We start from the raw sequence: 16,224 nt of genomic DNA, 5'->3' as shown, positions 1-16,224 counted from the left end.
TCTGTATTTATGACAATTTTTCGAAAAAAGTTTTAAAAATAAGCAGGAATTCTTATAGTTTTGTTGAATATTGGTAATAAGTTCTATGGGAAAGGGTGGTGAGACATAATGGAAGTGACTGACGTTAGATTACGCCGCGTTAATACCGAGGGGAGAATGCGCGCAATCGCTTCTATTACATTTGATCAGGAGTTTGTTATTCATGACATACGTGTAATTGATGGCAATAACGGTTTATTCGTTGCAATGCCTTCAAAACGTACTCCTGACGGTGAGTTTCGGGATATTGCACATCCCATTAACTCCAATACACGTGCGAAAATTCAAGATGCTGTTCTTGCTGAGTATAATCGTGCGGGGGATTTGGAAGTTGAATACGAAGAAGCGGGTGCTTCTTAATATGTGTGTTGAACAAAATAAGGCTACTTTCTCACCTAGGGTCTAATCTTCCATGATTAGGCTTTTTTTCTACTTTAAAGTCTAGAAAATATTTTTTCATATTTTGTTTAAAAAAACAACCAAAATGTTTTTCCCTAAAAGTGTCATCCGTAATTCCAATTGTGGAAGTTGAAATGATTGGTTGTTTAAGATATATTCATTAGTGGATAGAAAATAATGAAAGTTTTATTTTGATCATTAAGAAACGTTACTGGTGACTTTTTGAACACGCACCTATATGATAAAAAATCAATAAGTTAGAATGATTAAATGGAGGGTTTCGCTTCATGAAAAAACGCTACGCTGTCGTGCTTGCTGCAGGACAGGGCACTCGAATGAAGTCTAGTTTATATAAGGTCTTACATCCTGTAATGGGTCGACCAATGGTTCAACATGTGGTTGATCAGCTTAAGAAACTGGATTTGGAAGAAATCATCACGATCGTCGGCTTTGGTGCTGAAAAAGTGAAAGATCAGCTTGAAAACGATAGTCAATTTGTCATTCAAGCGGAGCAACTAGGTACTGGTCACGCTGTTCTCCAAGCAGAGCAGTTGCTGCGTAATAAAGAAGGTACGACAGTTGTAGTCTGCGGCGACACACCGCTCCTTACAAATGCAACGTTACAAGCATTGTTGAATCATCATGACCAGGCAGGAGCGGTTGCAACAATTCTTACAGCGAAAGCACCTGATCCCACGGGCTATGGAAGAGTTATTCGGAATGAGGCTGGGCATGTTGCGAAAAATGTCGAGCATAAAGATGCAAGTGAAGTTGAATTGCATGTTAATGAGATAAACACTGGTACGTATTGCTTTGATAATCGTGCACTTTTTCAAGCTTTGCAGGAAGTTTCCAATGACAATGCACAAGGGGAATATTATTTACCAGATGTCATTGAAATCTTGAAAGATCAAGGGGAAATCGTAACCGCTTATCAAACCGATGATTTTGAGGAAACATTAGGAGTAAATGATAGAATAGCACTATCACAAGCAGAACAAAGCATGAAAAAGAGAATCAATAATCAGCATATGAGAAATGGCGTTTCCCTCATTGACCCAGTTCATACATATATCAGTCCTAGTGTGGGCATCGATCAGGACGTTACGATCCATCCTGGTAGTATTCTGTCTGGTAATACACAAATTAAATCGGGTGCTATCATTGGACCCAACTCAGAAATTACCGATTGTATCATTGGGTCTGACTCTATTATAAAACAAAGTGTTATAACGAATAGTGTAATTGGTCAAAGGGTACAGGTCGGTCCATATGCACATATTAGACCACAGACAAAAATAGGAAATGATGCAAAAATAGGAAACTTTGTAGAAATAAAAAAGACAGCCATAGGAGATAAAAGTAAAGTTTCGCATTTAAGCTATATTGGTGATGCAGAGGTTGGCTCTAATGTGAATGTAGGTTGTGGCACCATTACCGTTAACTATGATGGAGCAAATAAATACGTAACAACTATTGAAGACGATGTGTTTATCGGCTGCAACGCTAACCTAGTTGCACCAGTTACAATTGGTGAAGGGTCATTTGTTGCTGCTGGGTCAACCATCACTAAAGATGTTCCAAGAGAGGCTCTTTCAATAGCGAGAGCTCGGCAGACAAATAAGGAAGAATATGCAAAAAAGATGAAAAATGCAAAAAAAGCTAATGGAGGTTCATAACCAATGCCAACTGGTTACAAAAATTCATCCTTAAAAGTATTTACACTTAACTCCAATCCCGCACTTGCAAAAGCAATCGCTGAAAACATTGGAACAGAATTAGGTAAGTGTACAGTGTCGACGTTTAGTGATGGCGAAGTGCAAATTAATATTGAGGAAAGTATTCGAGGTTGTGACGTTTTTGTCGTTCAATCTACTAGTGAACCCGTCAATCAACACCTAATGGAACTTCTAATTATGGTGGACGCATTAAAACGGGCATCCGCTGGGACAATCAACGTTGTCATTCCATACTATGGCTATGCTCGTCAAGATCGTAAAGCAAGAGCACGAGAACCTATTACAGCAAAACTTGTAGCTGATTTAATACAAACAGCAGGAGCATCACGCGTTATTTCCTTAGATTTACATGCTCCACAGATACAGGGTTTTTTCGATATCCCAGTAGACCAGTTAGTAGGAGTACCAATTCTGTCCGACTACTTTGATGAGAAAGGTCTTGAAGACATCGTTGTGGTGTCTCCTGATCATGGTGGTGTAGTAAGGGCTCGTCAAATGGCAGATCGGTTAAAGGCACCAATCGCGATAATAGACAAAAGAAGACCGCGTCCAAATGTCGCAGAGGTAATGAATATAGTAGGCCACATCGAAGGAAAAACGGCTATTCTGATTGATGATATTATTGACACAGCAGGAACCATTACACTAGCTGCAAATGCGTTAGTAGAGAATGGTGCAGAGGAAGTCTATGCATGTTGTACACATCCAGTATTGTCGGGGCCAGCAATTGAGAGAATTCAACATTCTAAAATAAAGGAATTAGTTGTAACCAATAGTATTCCACTTAAAGAAGAAAAGAAAATAGATAAAGTAAGACAATTATCAGTTGCTCCACTTATTAGTGAAGCGATAATCCGTGTTCATGAACGTAAGTCTGTTAGCATACTATTTGATTAAAATGTGTTTACAAGATTGTCATTTTGAGTATATATCACACAAATAAAGAAAAGGTTTACTTTCACCAGTAACAGGGAAATATAATAATAATATGTATTTAATTTTAGGTGGAGGGTGATGAATGTGGCAATAGAACTCAAAGCAAATCAGCGACAGGACTTAAAAAGATCTTACACAAAGCTTATTAGAAGCGCAGGAAAGATCCCAGCAATTGTTTATGGAAAAGCTAAGGATCCGAAGGCTATTACAGTGAACAGCATGGAATTACTCAAAACAGTAAGAGATGAAGGCAGAAATGCGATTATTTCCTTACGTGTAGAAGGGGAATCTAATGTTGATGTCATGTTACATGACTACCAAATTGATCCAATCAAGGACGAGCTTTTACACGCGGATTTTTATGTTGTAAACATGTCTAGAGAAATGGATGTAGAGGTGCCAATCCACTTAGATGGAGAAGCACAAGGTGTTAAAGATGGTGGCGTATTACAGCAGCCATTACATAACTTGGCTGTAAGAGCTAAGCCGCGTGATATACCAGAAGAAATAAAAATAGATGTCTCCGAACTAGCGATTGGAGATAGTATCACAGTCGCAGATCTAAAGGAAAGCAACAAATATGAAGTAGTAGAAGAAGAGAGTACAACCATTGCATCTGTTCTTGCTCCTGATACTGGTACAGAAGAAGCTTCTAATGAAGGTGAACAAGAAGAACCTGAAGTAGTAGGAGAAGACAAAGCAGAAGAAGAGTAGTTAAGTAGGGGGGCGTAGCAGCTTTGTTGCGTCCTTTTTCATGTGTATTTTGAACACGCACTATAAGTGATAAATAAAGAAAGACGTGATCGGATGAAATGTTTCGTTGGGTTAGGAAACCCTGGGAATAAATTCAAGCAAACGCGACATAATGTAGGCTTTATGGTTATAGATGAACTTGCCAGGAGGAACAATTGGAAGCTTAACAAAAGAAAATATAATGGATTATATGCTCACGAATCTTTTAATGGAGAAAAGGTTCTATTATTAGAGCCACAAACATATATGAATTTATCTGGTGAAGCTTTACGACCATTAATGGATTACTACGACATTGACATTAGTGAAATAGTGGTTATTTACGACGATTTAGATTTACCACCCGGAAAAATCCGGTTACGACAAAAGGGTGGCCACGGTGGTCATAATGGAATTCGAAACATAATCAACCACTTAGGCACAAAGGATTTTAAGCGAATAAGGGTTGGAATTGGAAGACCAACAACACCAAAACCAGTAGTAGATTATGTATTAGAATCTTTTTCGAAAGAAGAACAGGAAGCAGCGCGCACCAGTATAGATAAAGCAGCAGATTCTTGTGAAGCTTGGTTTCAAAATCCCTTTCAGCAGGTAATGAATGATTTCAATCAATAATACATATCTTTTCTAACAACCTCTAACACTTACTTATAAGTTGGCTAATGAGTATAAATAGCCTCCGACTTGGACAAAATAAAAACGATTTATTATGTTCGAGGAGGATTTTATAGATGGCGGTTATTTATCAGTGTAAACATTGTAATCAAACGATTGGCCAAATAACAGAAGATGTTGTGGACACAAAAAAATTAGGCTGGGATCAACTTTCACCAGAAGAAAGAAAAGAAATGATAAACTATCAACATAATGGTGACGTACATATGAAAGTCACTTGTGAGAATTGTCAGGATGCATTAGAACAAAACCCGCATTACCATGAACTAGATTATTTTATCCATTAAAAAGGATGTTCAATAAGTCACCAATAGATAAGCGGCTACTTTTTGAACACGTACTTAAAAGCTTTGGCGGTTGCCAAAGCATTTTTGTACGAAGATAAAAAAGGATAACTTTGCATTCTTGTGAGATCCTAGTCGATGCAAGAGTGTAACAAAAGATCACAATATTTGTAATTGTAAGGTCAATTATGCGGTGGAAACGTCTCTCTAATGGTGATATGATTTAGAGGCGTGCGAAATGAAAAGTCCTATGCCTCCACACATGGGTGGTTTCGACAATTTTAGATGACATAATGGGGGGGTATTATGCAAGGCATTAAAGACTATTTAAAAACAAAAGACGATATCCATTCAATCCTAGCAGGGGTATCCTCTGGGTTAAAAGAGCAGCTTGTTTCTGGGTTGTCTGGATCTGCAAGAGGATTGTTAGCTTCACTTATAAGTGAGTCCATACATAAACCAGTTCTGTTAGTAACGCATCAGCTTATGCAAGCACAGCAATTGTATGATGACATATCGGAAATGGTAGATCATGGTGACGTATATCTTTATCCAGTAAATGAACTTATTGCATCAGAAATTTCTGTTGCTAGTCCAGAGCTTAAAAGTCAACGTATGGAGGCACTTACTAAATGGAAAGAAAAAGGGAATGGCATTTTAATTGCTCCTGTTGCTGCCCTTAAACGAATTCTACCACCCCCTTCTTATTGGGATCATTACCAGCTTTCTTTTCGATTAAATGAGGAAATCAACATAGAAAATTATCTTTCTAGTTTTATTGACATGGGATATGAACGTACTGAAATGGTGGCTACTCCTGGGGAATTCAGTGTTCGTGGTGGAATCATGGATATTTATCCACTCACCGAATCAAACCCGATTCGAGTGGAACTCTTTGATAACGAGGTTGATTCGATTCGTTATTTTGATCCGGAAAGTCAGCGGTCGTTAGAAAAGGTCGATACCATTACGGTTGGACCAGCTACGGAGTTACTGTTAAATGAGCAGGATATGGCTAAAGGGGCACAACGATTAGAAGAAGCCTTAGCTGCTTCTTTAAAAAAAATAAAAAAGAAAGAACATAAAGAGATACTAGTAGAGAAGATTGGTTATGATTTAGAACGCATTAAACAAAAAGAACACTTTCAAGAAATGTATAAATATATTGATTACTTCTATGATCGTCCTGCTAGTTTATTAGATTACCTGCCAAAGGATGGTCTGATCATTTTAGATGAAATGAGCCGTATTCAGGAAACAGCGACCAATCTTGATGGAGAAGAAGCAGAATGGTATCACAGTATGCTCGCATCCAATCAAATTGTTCGTGATTTATCGATATCCTATGATTGGCATGATGTTTGGGAGAAAATGGAGCAGCCAAGGTTATATCTTTCTGTCTTTTTAAGGCATATTTCGAACACCAACCCTCAAAACATCGTAAATATGTCCTGTCGTGCGATGCAACAGTTTCATGGCCAAATGAATTTGCTTCAAAATGAAGTAAACAGATGGAAAAAGGGTGACTACTCGATCATCATAATGGCACCAAATAAAAACAGAGCAGAAAAGATTGCGTCTGTATTAGAAGATTATGGGATGGACTCTGTTATTTCAAGTGATGAGATTCGTCTACCAACAAAAACACCGACCATTATGATAGATAGTATAAGTAGTGGATTTGAATTACCTATGCATAAGCTAGCCGTATTGACAGAGAATGAATTATTCAAAAAAAGTACATCTAGACCTAAGCGAAAACAAAAAATATCGAATGCGGAAAGAATCAAAAACTATCAAGAATTAAAGATAGGTGATTACGTTGTTCATACCAACCACGGTATTGGTAAATATATAGGAATTGAAACCCTTGAAGTAAAAGGGCTTCATAAAGATTTTATGCTTATTCGGTATTCGGGGGATGACAAGCTTTTTGTACCAATTGATCAAATTGACTTAGTGCAAAAATATGTTGCCTCAGAAGGTAAGGAGCCAAAACTTTACAAGCTTGGTGGAAGTGAATGGAAGAAAGTAAAAAGAAAGGTACAATCGTCTGTTGAAGATATGGCAGAAGATTTAACCAAGCTCTATGCTGAAAGAGAAGCAGCAAAAGGCTATGCGTTTTCTGAGACAACAGAAATGCAGCAAGAGTTTGAGGCAGCTTTTCCTTATCAAGAAACAGAGGATCAACTGCGTTGTATTGAGGAAATAAAAAAGGATATGGAACAAATTAAACCGATGGATCGTCTTTTGTGTGGGGATGTTGGTTATGGCAAAACAGAAGTTGCGCTACGTGCAGCATTTAAAGCAGTTGCGGATGGGAAACAAGTTGCCATATTAGTTCCAACTACGATATTGGCTCAGCAGCACTATGAGACAATTATAGAAAGATTTCAAAATTATCCAGTATCTGTTGGACTCCTAAGCCGCTTCCGTACGAAGAAACAGCAAACCGACACAATTAATGATCTAAAGAAAGGGCTAGTAGATATTGTTATAGGAACCCACCGGCTATTATCAAAGGATGTAAGGTATAAGGATCTAGGCCTTTTGATTGTAGATGAAGAGCAACGATTTGGTGTAAAACATAAGGAAAAGATAAAACAGCTAAAAACAAATGTAGATGTTTTGACTTTAACTGCAACACCCATACCAAGAACATTACACATGTCCATGCTCGGTGTCCGGGATCTTTCTGTCATTGAAACACCTCCTGAAAACAGATTCCCGATCCAAACGTATGTTTTGGAATACAATCCGATCCTTATTCGTGAAGCTATTGAAAGAGAGATGGCTAGAGGGGGGCAAGTGTTTTTCCTGTTTAATCGGGTCGATAATATAGAACGAATGGCACGAGAAATTTCCACATTAGTTGAAGATGCTCGTGTGGCATTTGCGCATGGTCAAATGAATGAGACGGAGCTTGAAAATGTCATGTTTTCTTTTTTAGAGGGTGAATTTGATGTCTTAGTTAGTACGACGATTATTGAGACAGGTGTAGATATTCCGAATGTGAACACACTCATTGTCTACGATGCAGATCGAATGGGCTTGAGTCAGTTGTATCAATTAAGGGGAAGAGTTGGTAGGTCTAATCGTGTTGCCTACGCATACTTTACCTATCAAGCCGATAAGGTGTTGTCAGAGGTTGCCGAAAAAAGGTTACAAGCAATTAAGGAATTTACAGAGCTTGGTTCTGGATTCAAAATAGCAATGCGGGATTTATCTATTAGAGGAACTGGAAACCTTTTAGGAGCGCAACAACACGGGTTTATTGATTCGGTTGGGTTTGACCTGTACTCGAAAATGTTAAAAGATGCGATTGACGCAAGAAAGACGGGAAAGACAATTGAGGAAACGAAACCGTTTGAAGTAGAACTATTACTTGATTTGGATGCCTATTTACCGGAAACATATATAGAGGATGGAAAACAAAAGATCGACATGTATAAACGTTTTCAAGCAATTGAATCCCAAACAGATATACAGGAATTACAGGAAGAACTCATTGATCGGTTTGGAGACTTTCCTGAAGAAGTGTCTAATTTATTCCATGTGTCGGCATTAAAAATGTATGCAAAGAATGAACGAATCGAATTGATTCGTGAGAAAAAAGGAAAAGTTGAATTACGGATGGAAGAAGAAGCAAGCAAACAAATTGATGGCGCCAAATTATTTGAATACGCCAACAAATATGGCCGAATGATCCAATTAGGAACAGAAGGTAATAAACTGAAAATCGTTTTTCAAATAGACAAAAAAACGTATGCTAATCGTTACGATTTAGTGGAGGAATTCTTGCAAGGGATGCATAATGTGAAGCTGTAGTAACGAAAATTAGCTATGTCCAATTCTACTCAAAGATAGAAAAATGTTGCATTCATGTATAGAAATAATGGGTTGATTCATACTAAAACCACAACTGGTTATTTCTGCTTGGTTGTGGAGAATCAACCAGATAAGATCATCAAAGAAAGTGAGGCTACACAGATTATGAAAGCAACAGGAATTGTACGTCGAATTGATGATTTGGGTAGGGTAGTCATACCGAAAGAAATTAGAAGAACGTTACGAATCCGAGAAGGAGATCCTTTAGAAATATTTGTGGACCGTGATGGTGAAGTTATCCTAAAAAAATACTCTCCGATAAGTGAACTAGGTGATTTTGCGAAAGAATATGCAGATGCATTGTTTGACTCACTAGGCTCCCCTGTACTTATTTGTGACCGTGATGAATTTATAGCAGTGTCTGGGGAATCAAAAAAAGATTATCTCGGTAAAAACATAGGAAATAAAATGGAAAAAGCTATGAGTGATCGATCTGTTATAGCGGAGGTCGAACCCTCTTCCATTGAAATTGTGGAAGCGCATGAGGAAAACACAGCTTCTTATGTCGTCGGCCCAATCATTGCCAATGGTGATCCGATTGGTTGTGTAATGATCATGTCAAAAGACGATAAGTTAGGGGATGTGGAAAGAAAGGCTGTGGAAACAGCAGCCAGCTTTTTAGCAAGACAAATGGAATAGGAAAAAGAGATATAAAAATACTACCCATCATAAAAAAGGCTGATTATAGGATATGCTATCCTTTATAATCAGCCTTTTCAATTTATAGATAAAACAATATGATTATTTGGGAATCTTACTTGACTGGTATGTATGATATGTGCTCCACTATGTCTATGACATAACCAAAATGTGGTATACTAACAGATAATACAGGAAACAAGGTTGATTATTTGGAAGGACGTAAGTAGTATGGAGCACGACGATCAAGCGACAAGGCGATTACTGAAAGGTGCTTTTTTTCTCACCGTTGCGGGAGTTTTGAGTAAACTATTAAGTGCAGGATACCGGATTCCATTGCAAAATATAACAGGGGATCTGGGTTTTTATATTTATCAACAAATATACCCTTTTTTAGGGATTGCCACGATGCTTTCACTTTATGGTTTTCCTGCTGCAATTTCAAAGCTTGTAGCAGAACGAAAAGAAACAGGACAACCCCTTTCGATCCAATCCTTTTATTTACCTTTACTCTTTTCAATGAGTATATTTTGTACCTTATTAAGTATTGGGCTATATCTAAACAGTGGTCAAATTGCGTTACAAATGGGAGATGTACAACTAAGAGAACCATTAAGAGTTGCTGCCTTCATCTTTTTACTTGTCCCGATTCCGTCGTTACTACGGGGAGTTTTTCAGGGATTACATAATATGAGACCAACAGCCATTTCACAGGTTGTGGAGCAAGCAATAAGGGTTAGCGCCATTATTATTGTTGCAATACTCCTCTCGAATAATGGTGGGTCGCTGTACAGAATCGGTGCCTATGCCGCGTTTAGTTCTATGCTCGGTACCATTTTTGCTTCTTTCTTTTTAATAGTGGTTTGGCTTAAAACGAAATCGTATAGCCTCGCTGCCTCCCAGATTAATTGGACTTATTATACGAAAACAATTTTGTTTCACGGACTGCTGATGAGTTTTAACTATATGCTCCTACTTTTTCTGCAATTTGTAGACGCGTTTACACTAGTAACAAACTTGGTAGATTACGGGTATAACTTGGAGGAGGCAAAAAGGTGGAAGGGAATATATGATAGGGGTCAGCCTTTAATTCAATTAGGCATGGTTCTTGGTTCTTCATTAGCTCTTGCGCTCATCCCATCCGTTACCAAAAAACGATTGGAACAACACCCAAATTTGTTTCGACTACATATTCAAAGCGCCCTTAAATTAAGTTTGTTCATCTCCATTGGTGCTGCTACAGGATTGTTTGTTATTTTTCCTTATGCAAACGCGCTTTTATTTCAACAGGATATTGGTACAACAAGCTTAAGGATATTAATGGTTACCATCCTTTTTGGTTCCCTTTCCATTACGATTTCTTCTATTTTACAAGGGCTGGGACACGTCTACATCACAACGGCTTTTGTTTTAACAGCAGTAGTTGTTAAATGGGTGTTAAACCCTATTTTAGTAACGTACTATGGAATTGGGGGAAGTGCAGTGGCGACAGTGGCCGCAGTCTTTGTTGCATGTATGTTAAACTTTATTTACTTAAAACGTACATTGCGCTTGGGTCGTATTTTTGTTGTACCATGGAGATCGTTAGGTATAAGCTTGATTGCAATGGTACTTTTTTTAATAGGGTTCAATAGGATCGTCGGTTTGTTTTTTAATGTGAGTGATCGAGGGGATTACTTTGTTTACGTGTTAGTCGTTTCTATCATAGGTGGGCTCCTTTACTTAGGGATCCTAATTATATCACGGTCTTTCACCAATGTGGAATTACAGTCCTTCCCACTTGGAACAAGCTTGCTACGTATAGGAACAAGGAGGAAAAGTAATGAAACCAACAATTAACGTAATAGGTCTTGGTGCTGGAGACATTGATCAGTTACCATTGGGGCTTTATCGTAAAATGAGAGAGTATCAAGGCAAGTTATTTGTACGAACGCTGGATCACCCTGTCATTCAGTCTCTTCAAGCGGAAGGGGTAGAATTCCAATCCTTTGATTCGGTATATGAAAAAAACGAACACTTCGAGGCTGTTTATCGAGAAATCACGAACCTTTTGCTTGAATATGCAAGGACGGAAAATAACATTTTATATGCCGTGCCAGGTCATCCTATGCTCGCTGAAAAAACGGTTCAATTGCTTCTTGAACATGAACAAATAGAAGTGAACATATATGGCGGTCAAAGCTATTTAGACGACCTGTTTTCTTCTTTAAAAATAGATCCAATCGACGGATTTCAGTTTTTGGATGCGACATCCTTTATACGAAATCAAGTGGACTATCGCCACCATATTATTTTTTGCCAGGTGTACGATGCTTTCATCGCTTCAGAAGTAAAGCTTGTTTTGCTAGAGGATCTACCGCCAGATCATCCAGTAACGATTGTAGAAGCGGTTGGAAGTAAAGAGGAGAAACTAGTAACCATTCCTTTGGAAGAACTCGATCATAAAACGCACATGAGTAACCTCACTAGCGTGTATGTTCCGCCAATCAACGCTTCTCGTTTAAACCACCAATTTTTCCGATTAAGAGAAGTGATCGCACAATTACGTGGGCCAGATGGATGTCCATGGGATAAAAAACAAACACATGAATCCCTTCGCCGTTATTTGATTGAAGAAGCTTACGAATTTATTGATGCGGTAAATCGGCAAGACGATGAAAACATGATAGAAGAATTAGGGGATATCCTGCTTCAGGTTATGCTTCACAGTCAGATCGGGGAAGATGCAGGACTTTTTACGATAGATGACGTATTATTAAGCATAACCGATAAAATGATTCGTCGTCATCCACATGTTTTTGCTGACACATCTGCACAAACAACTGAGGAAGTGATGAAAAATTGGGATCAAATAAAGCGGGAAGAAAAAGGTGAGCAGTCAAGTTCCTTGTTAGATCAAGTACCAGATAGTTTGCCTGGGCTATTAAAAGCGGAGGAACTACAAAAAACAGCTAGGAAGGTTGGATTTGACTGGGACGACCCAACTTTTGTTTGGAACAAGATTAACGAGGAAATTGACGAAGTGAAAGAGGCTATAGCAAATAATGATCCAACAAAATTAGAAGAGGAGTTTGGAGATTTATTTTTTACTATTGTGAACCTCGCAAGGCATTACAAAATAAATCCTGAGCTTGCAATCGAAACAACAAATAGAAAATTCACATCACGGTTTCGATATATAGAAGAGGAAGTTCAAAAGCTAGGAACATCTATGGACGAACTTTCACTAGAAACTTTAGAGGCATATTGGCAAGAAGCGAAAAACGTATAAGAGGTAGATCAAAAAATCACCAAATGACAAGAGTTCGCTTCGGCGACTTTTTGAACACGCACTATAATGAAAAAAAGGATGTGACATTTGCCCATGCGATTGGACAAATTTCTAAAGGTATCAAGGTTGATTAAACGGCGAACATTAGCTAAGGAGGTTGCGGATCAAGGAAGAATTACGATTAACGGCAATCAAGCAAAGGCTGCTTCAATTGTTTCTGCCGGCGATGAGTTAGTTATCCAGTTCGGGCAAAAACAATTAACGATAGAGGTTGAGTCTTTAAGGGAAACCGTCAAAAAGGATGAGGCTGCGAGTTTATATACAGTGAAAAAAGAAGAATAGATTATCGTTCTAAACTTGTCCTTCCTTACATATAATTTTAACGATAAAGGGAGGGCTGTACAAATGAACTATTATGAAAAAGATCCAGCGATCCGTCCACAGAAAGAACATCTTGTTACAATGAATAATAGACGAGGCGTTGAGATTTCTGGTGTTAAAGAAGTGGACAGCTTTGATAATGAAGAATTTTTACTTCAAACGGTGATGGGGTACTTAATCATTCGTGGAGAAAACTTGCAATTAAAAAATTTAGATCTTGAATCAGGTAATGTGTCCATTAAGGGAAAAATATATGAGCTTTCTTATTTAGATGAACAACACGCGGAGAAAGCTAAAGGATTCTTTAGCAAGCTGTTTAAATGACCCTCAGCGTTCAATTCGCAACCATCCTTATGATGATTCTAGGAGGAATCTATTTAGGTGTAGCAATAGAAACCTTTCGAAGGTTTGAACATCATTGGAAAAAGAAAGTGGTTTATACCTATCTCATCGAAATAAGCTTCTGGCTACTCCAAACGTTGATTTTATTTTATCTTTTATATGTTATGAATCAAGGTGAGCTTAGGTTTTACATCTTTTTAGCAATACTGTGTGGTTATGCTGCCTACAAAGGACTGTTTGAAAACACATATAGAAGAATTTTAGAACGGGTCATTTTGTTTACAACGAAGTCTTTTCATGTATTAAACCGTCTCTTTCACATACTAATCATTACACCAATTGTAAAAGTAGTACAAGCTGTTATTGCGATATGTTTAGGAGTATGGGCTGTTGTTTTATGGATCATTTTATTGGTATATAAGATCATTTTCTATCCTATTCGATTTATTTTAGGTCTGGTCTATCGTATTTTGCCTAAAAATGTAAAAAAATTTTTACAGCAAATAGAAGGATTTTATAGTAAAATGAAGAATATATTGATAAAATGGTGGAATCTTCTAAAGAAAAAAGGGAGGTAGAACAACGGTGTCTGCAAAAAAGAGATCAGTAGCCAAACTTGAATCGAACTATATGAGACAATATGACGCACACGTTGTCAGGCACAAAAGGAAAAAGAAACGCCTTTACCGCCGCCTACTTTTATTTACTGTGATCGTTTTGGTTACGTTCATCAGTATTACTACCTATCAGCTAAAACAGCGTTCCTTATATGAGAGTAAAAAGGAGCAATATGAACAGCTTCAAAAAGAAATGACATCCCTTAAAGAAGAAGAAAAAGATTTTAAAGAAGAGATTGAGTTATTGCAAGACGAAGAATATGTCCTCGAAATTGCTAGGACGAATTATTTCTTTTCAAAAGAAGGCGAACTTATTTTTAAACTTCCTGATGAAGATCCGTCTTATTGACACACTTTTAAGTGCTTTTATATACTATATAAGAGGATGTTCAATTTGAATACGCACTATAAGAGGATATTTTTTTAAAACTTTAAGGAGGAGCATTTTTTTTATGTCAATCGAAGTAGGCAGCAAGTTACAGGGTAAGGTGACTGGCATCACTAATTTTGGGGCATTCGTTGCGCTACCAGGAGGCTCAACTGGTTTGGTCCACATTAGTGAGGTTGCTGATAACTACGTTAAAGACATTAATGAACATTTGAGTGTCGGAGACGAAGTGAAGGTAAAGGTCATTAATGTTGAGAAGGATGGTAAAATTGGATTATCAATTAAGAAAGCGAAAGATAATCCCGTTCGACGTAAAAGTAATAACCGCGACCGCAGCGAAAACTTTGAGGCCAAAATGAATCGTTTTCTAAAGGATTCCGAAGATCGTTTAGCCTCTCTAAAGAAAAACACAGAATCTAAACGTGGAGGTCGAGGTGCTAAAAAGGGATAACTTGCTGTCTATTTAGCGAGCAAAAAAAATGAAAGCCTAATTTCAGATATATAAAAAAGCGAACTTCCAATAGAAGTTCGCTTTTTTATATATACATACACTGCATGTCAAACTAGGTTTTTCATATATAGCGGCGGAGGGGATCGAACCCCCGACCTCACGGGTATGAACCGTACGCTCTCGCCAGCTGAGCTACACCGCCGAACTTTAAAAAAATGACCTCTGGCTCGTTACCCTGATCCTAAAGCCACAAATGATATAATACAACAGCAGTTGAATGGTGTCAATATGTTAAAAAAGATTGAGTGAGGAAGGCTAAAAAATAATGATTATCCGACACATCATATGATAGATTCGATGAATCCGACAAAGGAAATTGATTTTGTCTTCTTTTTCGTGTTGAAAGGGCATTACATACATAGAATAGCGTCGAATATTTTTGTACGGCACTTCTGTTTTTTTGACAAAAAAAAATGGCATACTATGTTTTAATAGACAGCAAGAAGGAGTGGTGTGGAATGATAGACTCTGCAACGAGAACCGAATCAAAAGCAATTGAGGTTCATAACAGAAATATCGACTCGTGGAAGCGGAAGTTCGGAGAGAAGACGAAAATAATCTTCCTAGAAAAAGGCTGGCTCCTGTTCCTAGTCGGCTTTTTGTTAGGACGAGCGATCGTGCTTTCTAGTGTATCGCCTTTTGCCCTATCATTTCTCGCTTCCGTATGGTTTATGCGAAAGGAAAAATCATTTAAAGTAGTGTTAGCTGCTGTTGCTGGAGCATTAACATATGAATGGCAGCACGGTGTATATATTGCTGGAGCAATGCTTGTCTTTTTATTTTTTGCTTCGCTTTTTAATAAAGTGAACCAACAACAAAAAATATTACCGATCATTGTACTTGTTTCAACTATATTAGCACGTGCGTTTTATTATTCCATTTTAGGGCCCTTAACTCCGTATAATTGGACGTTAATTATTGTAGAAGGAGTGCTTAGTGCAGTACTCGTATTAATATTTATGCAAAGCATTCCATTATTATCACCAAAACGCTATAAACCCGCCTTAAAAAATGAAGAAATTGTTTGTATGATTATTCTTTTAGCATCTGTTTTAACTGGGATGATTGGCTGGGAGATTCAAGGTGCATCCTTTGAACAAATTTCTTCACGTTATTTAGTGTTATGGCTTGCCTATGTAGGCGGAGCTGCTATTGGATCAACTGTTGGGGTTGTAGCTGGTCTTATTTTAAGTCTAGCAGACGTAGCGAGCTTGTATCAAATGAGTCTACTAGCATTCAGCTCTGAAGAGTAAATTTATCTTTAAAGTTGTTTAATATCGAAAAACCACTTATCCACATATGTTAAATTTTACCATTAGGTTTTTCTTTTATTTTTGTGTATAAGTGCCGAATTTCTATTAT

At 37.8% G+C, this 16,224-nt stretch carries 16 protein-coding genes and 1 tRNA gene; 16 read left to right on the top strand and 1 reads right to left on the bottom strand.

The window, feature by feature from the left end; all coding sequences use genetic code 11:
* Positions 1-108 precede the first annotated feature (108 nt).
* From spoVG to NC797_RS16010, 15 genes are all read left to right on the top strand, one after another.
* Positions 109-399, top strand: a complete 291-nt coding sequence (gene spoVG, locus NC797_RS16080; protein ID WP_272437837.1) for a septation regulator SpoVG — start codon at positions 109-111, stop codon at positions 397-399.
* A 326-nt stretch (positions 400-725) separates the two neighbouring features.
* Positions 726-2,117: a bifunctional UDP-N-acetylglucosamine diphosphorylase/glucosamine-1-phosphate N-acetyltransferase GlmU gene (glmU, locus tag NC797_RS16075; protein WP_272437836.1), complete on the top strand. Its 1,392-nt coding sequence runs from the start codon at positions 726-728 to the stop codon at positions 2,115-2,117.
* 3 nt (positions 2,118-2,120) lie between these two features.
* Positions 2,121-3,074: a ribose-phosphate diphosphokinase gene (locus tag NC797_RS16070; protein WP_272437835.1), complete on the top strand. Its 954-nt coding sequence runs from the start codon at positions 2,121-2,123 to the stop codon at positions 3,072-3,074.
* Between the two features lie 123 nt (positions 3,075-3,197).
* Positions 3,198-3,827, top strand: coding sequence for a 50S ribosomal protein L25/general stress protein Ctc (locus NC797_RS16065; protein WP_272437834.1), 630 nt, complete (start codon positions 3,198-3,200; stop codon positions 3,825-3,827).
* Between the two features lie 93 nt (positions 3,828-3,920).
* Positions 3,921-4,481, top strand: a complete 561-nt coding sequence (gene pth / locus NC797_RS16060) for an aminoacyl-tRNA hydrolase (protein WP_272437833.1) — start codon at positions 3,921-3,923, stop codon at positions 4,479-4,481.
* Positions 4,482-4,597: 116 nt separating this feature from the next.
* Positions 4,598-4,828, top strand: a complete 231-nt coding sequence (locus NC797_RS16055; RefSeq protein ID WP_272437832.1) for an anti-sigma-F factor Fin family protein — start codon at positions 4,598-4,600, stop codon at positions 4,826-4,828.
* A gap of 303 nt (positions 4,829-5,131) precedes the next feature.
* Positions 5,132-8,653: a transcription-repair coupling factor gene (mfd, locus tag NC797_RS16050; RefSeq protein WP_272437831.1), complete on the top strand. Its 3,522-nt coding sequence runs from the start codon at positions 5,132-5,134 to the stop codon at positions 8,651-8,653.
* 165 nt (positions 8,654-8,818) lie between these two features.
* Complete coding sequence (gene spoVT, locus NC797_RS16045) at positions 8,819-9,352, top strand: stage V sporulation protein T (protein ID WP_272437858.1); 534 nt, start codon at positions 8,819-8,821, stop codon at positions 9,350-9,352.
* A 231-nt stretch (positions 9,353-9,583) separates the two neighbouring features.
* Positions 9,584-11,191, top strand: a complete 1,608-nt coding sequence (locus tag NC797_RS16040) for a putative polysaccharide biosynthesis protein (protein WP_272437830.1) — start codon at positions 9,584-9,586, stop codon at positions 11,189-11,191.
* Positions 11,175-12,623 (top strand): bifunctional methyltransferase/pyrophosphohydrolase YabN, encoded by a 1,449-nt coding sequence (yabN, locus tag NC797_RS16035; RefSeq protein WP_272437829.1) that lies wholly within the window; start codon positions 11,175-11,177, stop codon positions 12,621-12,623. The genes NC797_RS16040 and yabN overlap by 17 nt, the downstream gene beginning before the upstream one ends.
* 93 nt (positions 12,624-12,716) lie before the next feature.
* On the top strand, positions 12,717-12,965 hold the full coding sequence (locus tag NC797_RS16030; RefSeq protein ID WP_272437828.1) for an RNA-binding S4 domain-containing protein: 249 nt from the start codon (positions 12,717-12,719) through the stop codon (positions 12,963-12,965).
* Between the two features lie 63 nt (positions 12,966-13,028).
* Entirely contained in the window at positions 13,029-13,328 is a 300-nt protein-coding gene (gene yabP, locus NC797_RS16025; RefSeq protein ID WP_272437827.1) for a sporulation protein YabP, read from the top strand.
* A complete protein-coding gene (gene yabQ, locus NC797_RS16020) occupies positions 13,325-13,924 on the top strand; it encodes a spore cortex biosynthesis protein YabQ (RefSeq protein WP_272437826.1) in 600 nt (199 codons plus the stop codon). Before yabP ends, yabQ begins: the two co-directional genes overlap by 4 nt.
* Positions 13,925-13,931: 7 nt before the next feature.
* Positions 13,932-14,312: an FtsB family cell division protein gene (locus NC797_RS16015; protein ID WP_272437825.1), complete on the top strand. Its 381-nt coding sequence runs from the start codon at positions 13,932-13,934 to the stop codon at positions 14,310-14,312.
* A gap of 103 nt (positions 14,313-14,415) precedes the next feature.
* A complete protein-coding gene (locus NC797_RS16010; RefSeq protein WP_272437824.1) occupies positions 14,416-14,802 on the top strand; it encodes a S1 domain-containing RNA-binding protein in 387 nt (128 codons plus the stop codon).
* 128 nt (positions 14,803-14,930) lie between these two features.
* On the opposite strand, the gene NC797_RS16005 is transcribed toward NC797_RS16010, so the two are convergent.
* A tRNA-Met gene (locus NC797_RS16005) sits at positions 14,931-15,004 on the bottom strand.
* Positions 15,005-15,320: 316 nt separating this feature from the next.
* Between NC797_RS16005 and NC797_RS16000 the strand changes: the two genes are divergently transcribed.
* Entirely contained in the window at positions 15,321-16,115 is a 795-nt protein-coding gene (locus tag NC797_RS16000) for a hypothetical protein (RefSeq protein ID WP_272437823.1), read from the top strand.
* Positions 16,116-16,224: the final 109 nt, after the last annotated feature.

Source organism: Terrihalobacillus insolitus (genome assembly GCF_028416575.1).
Classification (GTDB): domain Bacteria; phylum Bacillota; class Bacilli; order Bacillales; family Amphibacillaceae; genus Terrihalobacillus; species Terrihalobacillus insolitus.
The sequence above is the reverse complement of the archived record's forward strand: the minus strand, read 5'-3'. Positions and strand labels throughout refer to the sequence as shown.